The sequence below is a fragment of the Acinetobacter sp. GWC1_38_13 genome, from assembly GCF_001767535.1.
Lineage (GTDB): Bacteria > Pseudomonadota > Gammaproteobacteria > Pseudomonadales > Moraxellaceae > Acinetobacter > Acinetobacter junii.
The window spans coordinates 1-7,364 of the sequence record NZ_MELG01000003.1; the positions used below are offsets into that span (position 1 = coordinate 1).

Annotated in this window: 9 protein-coding genes; all 9 read left to right on the plus strand. The window is 37.2% G+C overall.

Annotated features, from left to right (window positions below):
* The coding region (locus A2003_RS00160) for a LysR substrate-binding domain-containing protein (RefSeq protein WP_286686653.1) at positions 1-238 on the plus strand (238 nt) is incomplete at its 5' end.
* A gap of 213 nt (positions 239-451) precedes the next feature.
* Positions 452-1,387: an ABC transporter ATP-binding protein gene (locus tag A2003_RS00165; RefSeq protein ID WP_004953672.1), complete on the plus strand. Its 936-nt coding sequence runs from the start codon at positions 452-454 to the stop codon at positions 1,385-1,387.
* On the plus strand, positions 1,384-2,157 hold the full coding sequence (locus tag A2003_RS00170) for an ABC transporter permease (RefSeq protein WP_004953671.1): 774 nt from the start codon (positions 1,384-1,386) through the stop codon (positions 2,155-2,157). The genes A2003_RS00165 and A2003_RS00170 overlap by 4 nt, the downstream gene beginning before the upstream one ends.
* A complete protein-coding gene (gene queF / locus A2003_RS00175) occupies positions 2,154-2,969 on the plus strand; it encodes an NADPH-dependent 7-cyano-7-deazaguanine reductase QueF (RefSeq protein WP_039046983.1) in 816 nt (271 codons plus the stop codon). Before A2003_RS00170 ends, queF begins: the two co-directional genes overlap by 4 nt.
* 33 nt (positions 2,970-3,002) lie before the next feature.
* Positions 3,003-3,662, plus strand: a complete 660-nt coding sequence (locus tag A2003_RS00180; RefSeq protein WP_039046984.1) for a hypothetical protein — start codon at positions 3,003-3,005, stop codon at positions 3,660-3,662.
* 163 nt (positions 3,663-3,825) lie between these two features.
* On the plus strand, positions 3,826-4,968 hold the full coding sequence (gene rodA / locus A2003_RS00185; protein WP_004915164.1) for a rod shape-determining protein RodA: 1,143 nt from the start codon (positions 3,826-3,828) through the stop codon (positions 4,966-4,968).
* 19 nt (positions 4,969-4,987) lie between these two features.
* A complete protein-coding gene (gene mltB, locus A2003_RS00190; RefSeq protein ID WP_286686654.1) occupies positions 4,988-5,989 on the plus strand; it encodes a lytic murein transglycosylase B in 1,002 nt (333 codons plus the stop codon).
* A gap of 287 nt (positions 5,990-6,276) precedes the next feature.
* Complete coding sequence (locus tag A2003_RS00195) at positions 6,277-6,888, plus strand: septal ring lytic transglycosylase RlpA family protein (RefSeq protein WP_039046986.1); 612 nt, start codon at positions 6,277-6,279, stop codon at positions 6,886-6,888.
* 144 nt (positions 6,889-7,032) lie between these two features.
* Positions 7,033-7,364: Mpo1 family 2-hydroxy fatty acid dioxygenase (locus A2003_RS00200; RefSeq protein ID WP_286686655.1), on the plus strand; the 332-nt coding region annotated here is incomplete at its 3' end.

Here is a 7,364-nt window from a genome sequence, read left to right on the forward strand (position 1 = left end):
AGGTGTCTACAAAATTAGTGGCTATTCATTATGTACCAAAGGACATGGCATCGTCTTCCTACCAGATTTTATTGCTAAAAAATATTTTGATGCAGGTGTTATTTCTCGGTGTTTAGAAGACTATCACAGCCCGATCATGAACTTTTATGCGGTTTATCCCAATGGTCAGAATATCTCTAAAAAGCTTCAAATTTTTATTGATTTCCTGATTAAACAATTTAAAAAATTAAGCTCTTAATTTATTGATAGATTTACCTATTTAACTAACAAATCTTTATAAAAACGTTTCAAAAACTTTATCTTAATAGAGGCTCTAGCTGTTTATTAATTTGCTTTCTCAATGACTGCTCAACGCTGTTCTATATATAGAACAAGATAAACCACTTTTACACTTGGTTTATTTTTTTATATCGCTCAAAATACGCGTTCAATCTAACAATGAGAGACGTTCATGACTGATGCTTTGGTGTTGAGCGATTTGTCCAAAACTTATCGTAATGGTTTTCAGGCATTAAAAGGTATTAATTTAACCGTACCTGAAGGAGAGTTTTATGCATTATTAGGACCTAATGGTGCAGGTAAATCGACGACGATCAGTATCATTAGTTCTTTAACTAAAAAAACATCAGGTACAGTTGAAATTTTTGGCCATAACCTTGATACCCATCCATCATTGGCAAAACAGTGTTTAGGTGTTGTGCCTCAAGAGTTTAACTTTGGTCAATTCGAGAAAACTTTTGATATTTTGGTCACTCAAGCTGGTTACTATGGAATTCCAAAAAAACTCGCTGAACAGCGTGCTGAATATTATTTAGAGAAACTTGGTCTTTGGGAAAAGCGTAACATTCAATCTCGGATGCTTTCAGGCGGTATGAAACGTCGTCTAATGATTGCACGTGCAATGATGCATGAACCAAAACTTCTGATTCTCGATGAACCTACTGCAGGCGTTGATATTGAATTACGCCGTTCAATGTGGGATTTCTTGACTGAAATGAATGAAAAAGGTACTTCAATCATTTTAACGACACATTATTTAGAAGAAGCTGAAATGTTGTGTCGTCGCATAGCCATTATTGACCGTGGTGTGATCAAAGAAGATACCACTATGAAAGGTTTCCTAAATCAACTTAATGAAGAATCGTTTATTTGTGATTTAGCAGAACCGATCGAAAACCTGCAACTCAATATTATTGGATTTAAATTCGAATTAATCGATCCAGTGACTTTAGAAGTTACGATGGATAAAGCGCATAGCATGAATGATTTATTTTTGATTTTACAATCACAAAATATTCAAGTCAGTAGTATGCGTAACAAATCAAACCGCTTAGAAGAATTGTTCGTAAAAATGGTTGAGAAAAATCTTACAGGAGCGGATCAATGAACTTTAATCAGTTACAAACCGCACTTTGGACCTTAGTCGTTAAAGAAATTCGTCGTTTTATGCGAATTTGGCCTCAGACCTTGCTACCACCAGCGATTACCATGAGCCTATATTTTGTGATTTTCGGTAATTTAGTCGGATCACGTATTGGTGAAATGGGTGGCTTTAGCTATATGCAATTCATTGTGCCAGGTTTAATTATGATGGCAGTGATTACCAATAGTTATGCAAACGTTTCTTCAAGCTTCTTTAGTGCAAAATTCCAAAAAAGCATTGAAGAATTGATCATGAGCCCTGTGCCATTACATTTAATTCTTTGGGGTTATGTGATTGGTGGTGTATGTCGTGGTGTATTGGTCGGCTTAATCGTTACTCTGATGAGTTTGTTTTTTACACACTTGGAAATCTATAATTTCTTTGTAACTATATATACAGTGATTATCACCTCGTTATTATTTTCACTTGGTGGTTTCATTAATGCCGTATACGCAAAATCATTTGATGATATTTCGATTATCCCAACTTTCGTTTTGACTCCACTCACTTACTTAGGTGGTGTATTTTATGCGATTAGTGCTTTAAGTCCATTTTGGCAAAATCTCTCTTTAATTAACCCAATTGTTTACATGGTCAACGCTTTCCGTTTTGGTATTTTGGGACATAGTGATGTCAATGTTTCATTCTCTCTCACTGTTGTCACATTATGTTGTGTTGCCCTTTATGCAGTTGCATATCATTTATTAGCTCGCGGTTCAGGAATGCGTGAATGAGTGTAGAACATTCTTTATTGGGCAAAGACACCCAGTATCCTACTCAATATCAACCAGAAGTCTTATTTCCGATTGCTCGTGCTGAATCTCGCAAACTTTATGCCGATATTGAAGGCATAGCGCAAGGCAAAGACTGGTGGCATGTATTTGAGATTTCATGGTTAAACCAACTTGGTTTACCACAAGTGGCTATAGGACGTTTAACCTTACCAGCCAACTCTCCGAATTTAATTGAATCAAAATCACTTAAACTATATTTCAACAGCATGAATTTCTCGCAATTTGCATCACAACAATTATTTGTTGAGACCGTTGAGCGTGATTTATCAGATGCTGCTGGTGCTAAAGTTGAACTGCAACTATTTCAAGTGGATGATTTACAGATTTATAAACCCCAAGGAATCTGTATAGATGATCTGATCCCTGAACGTCTTTCAGAACATCCAGATTCAAGCTTATTGCAGTATGATGCTGTCAGTGAAGAAAATATTGAAGTAGAACTTTACTCTAATCTTTTGAGAAGTAATTGCCCGGTGACGGGACAACCTGACTGGGGTACTGTTTTTATTCGTTTTCAAGGTAAAAAACCTTGTTATCGCAGTATATTAGCCTATATTATTTCTTACCGTCAGCATAATGGTTTTCATGAACAATGTGTGGAACAAATATTCGCAGATATTTGGCAACACTTAAAACCAGAAAAACTGATGGTCTATGCAACCTATACTCGTCGTGGTGGATTGGATATCAACCCTTGTCGAGTATCTGACTTGTCATGGATGCCCAAGCCGATCCGCTTGGCACGACAATAAAACGAATAAATTTGATATAGAGGACGTTCTTCAATGACCAGTTATTTCGGTATTCTTCCATCAGCAGGTTTGAGTCAGGATATTCAACTTGCACAAGCCAACCGTAACAGCAAAGAACCACAATACCCTTTGCGTGACAAGATTTCTCTTCAACTTACTGATGAGCTGATTGACACGATGTTGGTGCATTTGGTACAGCAGTTCCCACCAAGTGACAAACGAGATACAACAGAAGAACTCGCTCAAAAGATTCGTAGTATTGTCTCTACTTTGATGAAGCAATTATTAGGCAAAGCATCGAATGAACAAGTCCTTGAATCTTTAGCTTTCATGGAAAAGAGCTTGTTTATTGATAATGAAGGTAAACAACGTATCGGTACTCAACTACCAGATGCTTTAGTTTCTGACATGAAAAAAAGCTTTGCTGAAGTTGCTGCGGGCAACGGTAAAGAACAACGTGATGCATTAACACAACAGTTCAAATCTTTTGCTGATGCGCTTATTCAACACTTCATGACTGAATACAACAAAACATTGGGTTTAGGCATGGTAAAACGTGGTGTTGCAAGTGTTGCGACTAGCGGTGTTGAAACTGCTGTGCATATTGTAATCAAAAAACTAATTCCTAGCTTAAGCCAAGCTGAGTTGGATGTATTCACTAAGCATTTCGATCAGTTGCTCGTTCAGAAATAAACTTCGAATATTCAAAAAAAGCGACTATATATAGTCGCTTTTTTATAGAAAAAGATGAGTCATTTTCAAACTTATATAATGTCACAATTTCTAAATTTGCATTGTCTAAATCAGTGTTTATGTTAGCATTCGCGAAGCATTGATTTACTTGATTTAGAAGCGCATGTCTCCAAGCTCACAGTACAAATTTTTACGTCAAGCACCGCGTGATGGCTTGAGTACTGCCACTCACCCTTCACGGTGGCAACAACTCCATATAGACCCATGGCTTTGCCTATTTCTGGTACTAAATGCATTTTTAGGACTTACCGTCTTATATAGTGCTTCTGCCCAAGATGTTGGTCTTGTCAGTAAACAAGCAATGAGCTTTGGCATTGGTTTTACCGTCATGATTATTCTGGCGCAAATTCCTCCAAAAGTTTATCAAGCATTCTCACCATATTTTTATGTCTTCGGTGTTTTATCTTTAGTAGCCGTTGTTGTGTTTGGCGAAGTACGTATGGGCGCACAAAGATGGATTGATATTCCAGGCTTTGGTAGTGTTCAACCTAGTGAATTCATGAAGATTGGCATGCCAATGATGATCGCATGGTTCCTATCTCGCAAAGCCTTACCTCCTAGTTTGTCTCAAGTCATACTATCTTTGCTGCTCATCCTCGTACCCTTTCTTTTAATTGCAGAGCAACCAGACTTAGGTACTTCATTACTTGTGCTTGCTAGTGGCATTTTTGTACTTTTCTTGAGTGGATTATCATGGAGATTGATTGCTGCCGCTGCTGGAGTTGCTGCTGTAATCATTCCAATTGCTTGGGAGTTCTTACTACACGATTACCAACGACAAAGGGTACTTACCTTGTTAGATCCTGAGGCTGATGCATTGGGTACAGGTTGGAATATTATTCAATCTAAAACTGCGATAGGTTCAGGCGGTTTTTCAGGAAAAGGCTTTTTAGAAGGTACTCAATCTCACTTACATTTTTTACCAGAAGGTCATACCGACTTTATTATTGCAGCCTATTCTGAAGAATTTGGCTTGATCGGCGTTACCCTACTTATTTTCTTATATTGCGCGATTATTTTTAGAACATTTCAGATTGGCTTACAAAGCTTCCATAACTATGGGCGTTTAGTTGCAGGAGCCTTTGGTTTGTCATTTTTTGTTTATGTATTTGTAAATGCAGGCATGGTCAGTGGTATTTTACCTGTAGTGGGTGTGCCGTTACCGTTTATGAGCTATGGTGGAACTGCAATTATTACACTTATGTCAACATTTGGACTTGTGATGTCAATTCATACACATCGATAACGAGGAATTCATAAAACACATGTTTCATCCTAAACTAAATAATACTTTTAAATTTTTAACATTAAGTGCCAGTCTATTTCTGAGTAGTAATTGGGCACAAGCAAATGAATTTTACACTCATCCAAATTATTTTGCTTTTAAACAAAAAGCGATGACTACCTATGGTTTAAGTAGTGAACAAATTGATAGTGCAATGAGTGGCGCACGTAATTTACCCAACATTTTAAACATCATGACGCGTCCAGGTGAAAGTAAGCCTTGGTATGAATATCGCTCTATGTTCTTAGTCGAAGGTACAATTCAACGTGGTGTCCGCTTTAAAAACCAATATGAAGATGTTCTGAATCATGCGGAACAACAATTTGGTGTACCAAAATCTGTAATTTTAGGCATTTTAGGTGTTGAGACAGGTTATGGCGCAAATAAAGGCTCTTTCATCACCCGTGACGCTCTAGCAACCTTAGCGTTTGGTTATCCTCGTCGTGCTGATTACTTCAGTGATGAACTCGCAGCGTTGATCTCATGGACATATAAAGAAGGCTATCCAACCAACAGTATCGTTGGTTCATATGCTGGGGCTATTGGCTATCCACAATTTATGCCGAGTAACATCCAAAAGCTAGGTGTGGATTATGATGGTAATGGACATATTGATTTAAGAAACTCCGCAGTTGATGCAATTGGTTCAATCGCGAATTATTTAGCTCAATATGGTTGGCAACGTGATCGTCCAATTGGCTTCCCTGCTCGTTATTTAGGTAACGATCCTGAAAGTATTATTGCTAAAGATTTAACTCAACCAACTCCTTATGGTGAACTAAAAAGATTAGGTATCACACCTATTGACCCTTTGGTAAAAATAGATGATCTTGATTTAGTAAATGTTATTCAATTACAAGACCAATTTGGACCTATTTATTACATCACCTATCCAAATTTCCAAGTAATCACGACTTATAATAAGAGTCGAATGTATGCCACAGCGGTGTGGTTATTAGGCACTGAAGTCGCAGGAAGATAACCCGATTTTTTAAACAAAATCTGAAAGTCAATAAATTTATGGTTCGAAAAGGGTGTTAAATAATCAAATTTCATATTTTGTTACAATATTGATTATTTTTTGAGCTAAAACTGTAAGTTTTTACCCTTTTTGTAACTATTTATCGTTAAAGACTAGACACACTTCGTAAGCGCTGAATATTATCCACCCAAGAAAAGTAATTGCAAAAGTGAATAATTAGACATGTGCACTGTATTTCAATGCTGTTTTGTTGAGATAGAAAAGCATGTTCTCTAGGAGTTTATACAATGCAGTTTTCGCTAAAATATATTCTAGCGCTGACGGCAGGCTTAAGTTTAAGCCCGTTACATGCTGAAATGGTACAATCATCATCATTAACAAATGATGTTGAAGGTTCTAATTTAGCAGCCCGCGTTTTGAGCAAAGATTCTCAAAATTTTAATTCTCGTTTTTCTAACGTCAATAGTCTTTCAATCACTGAGAGTTCTGGTGACAAAGTACGTCGCCAAACAATTGCTGCTAAAATTGATATCCCTGCAGAAGAGCCTTCAGTGATTGAAAAACTTAACACTGTTGCGTCTAATACCGTACGTAAGTTTAGCCAAACTGGCGTAGCATCATGGTATGGTCGTCAATTTCATGGTCGTAAGACTGCAAGCGGTGAAACATTCGACATGAATGGTTTAACTGCTGCTCATCGTAGCCTGCCATTGAACTGTTACATTCGTGTGACCAATAAAGACAACGGCAAAAGCGTTGTAGTTAAGGTTAACGATCGTGGTCCATTCCATGGTAACCGTGTATTAGATTTATCTTATGGCGCAGCTAAACAACTTGGTGTTACCAATGCTGGCACTGCGAAAGTAAGTATCGAACGCGTTGATGGTCCAAATTCTTAATATTTAGACTTCCAACTAATAATAAAGCCACGTTTATACGTGGCTTTATTATTTATATTATTTTTTGATTCATTTTTGACCCTCACTACTTTCTTCGCTATAGTAATGACATTATAAATTGTCAATTTAGCAAGGAGTGCAGTTGTGAAATCGATAGATGAATGGTTCGATGAATACAACGATAGTCACCAAAACCAAACCAATAAAAAAATACATTGGGTATGTGTCCCAGCAATTCTTTTTTCAATAATTGGTATTCTTGCGCATTTTAGTACTCTACTCACCGCTTTATTGCTTGTACTTACACTGGTTTTCTATGCTCGCTTGGATATCGTGTTAGCTGTGGCTATGGCTGCTTTGTTGGTGGTAATGGCTTGGCTTATTATTATTCTACCTGTAGGGGTAGGATTTTATATCGGCGTGTTTGTAATCGCATGGATTGGTCAGTTTTATGGTCATAAAGTTGAAGGAAAGAA

Bases quoted from the DNA above. Each gene is read 5' to 3' on its own strand.
- A2003_RS00165 (WP_004953672.1), top strand. From the start codon at position 452: ATGACTGATGCTTTGGTGTTGAGCGATTTGTCCAAAACTTATCGTAAT.
- A2003_RS00170 (WP_004953671.1), top strand. From the start codon at position 1,384: ATGAACTTTAATCAGTTACAAACCGCACTTTGGACCTTAGTCGTTAAA.
- queF (WP_039046983.1), top strand. From the start codon at position 2,154: ATGAGTGTAGAACATTCTTTATTGGGCAAAGACACCCAGTATCCTACT.
- A2003_RS00180 (WP_039046984.1), top strand. From the start codon at position 3,003: ATGACCAGTTATTTCGGTATTCTTCCATCAGCAGGTTTGAGTCAGGAT.
- rodA (WP_004915164.1), top strand. From the start codon at position 3,826: ATGTCTCCAAGCTCACAGTACAAATTTTTACGTCAAGCACCGCGTGAT.
- mltB (WP_286686654.1), top strand. From the start codon at position 4,988: ATGTTTCATCCTAAACTAAATAATACTTTTAAATTTTTAACATTAAGT.
- A2003_RS00195 (WP_039046986.1), top strand. From the start codon at position 6,277: ATGCAGTTTTCGCTAAAATATATTCTAGCGCTGACGGCAGGCTTAAGT.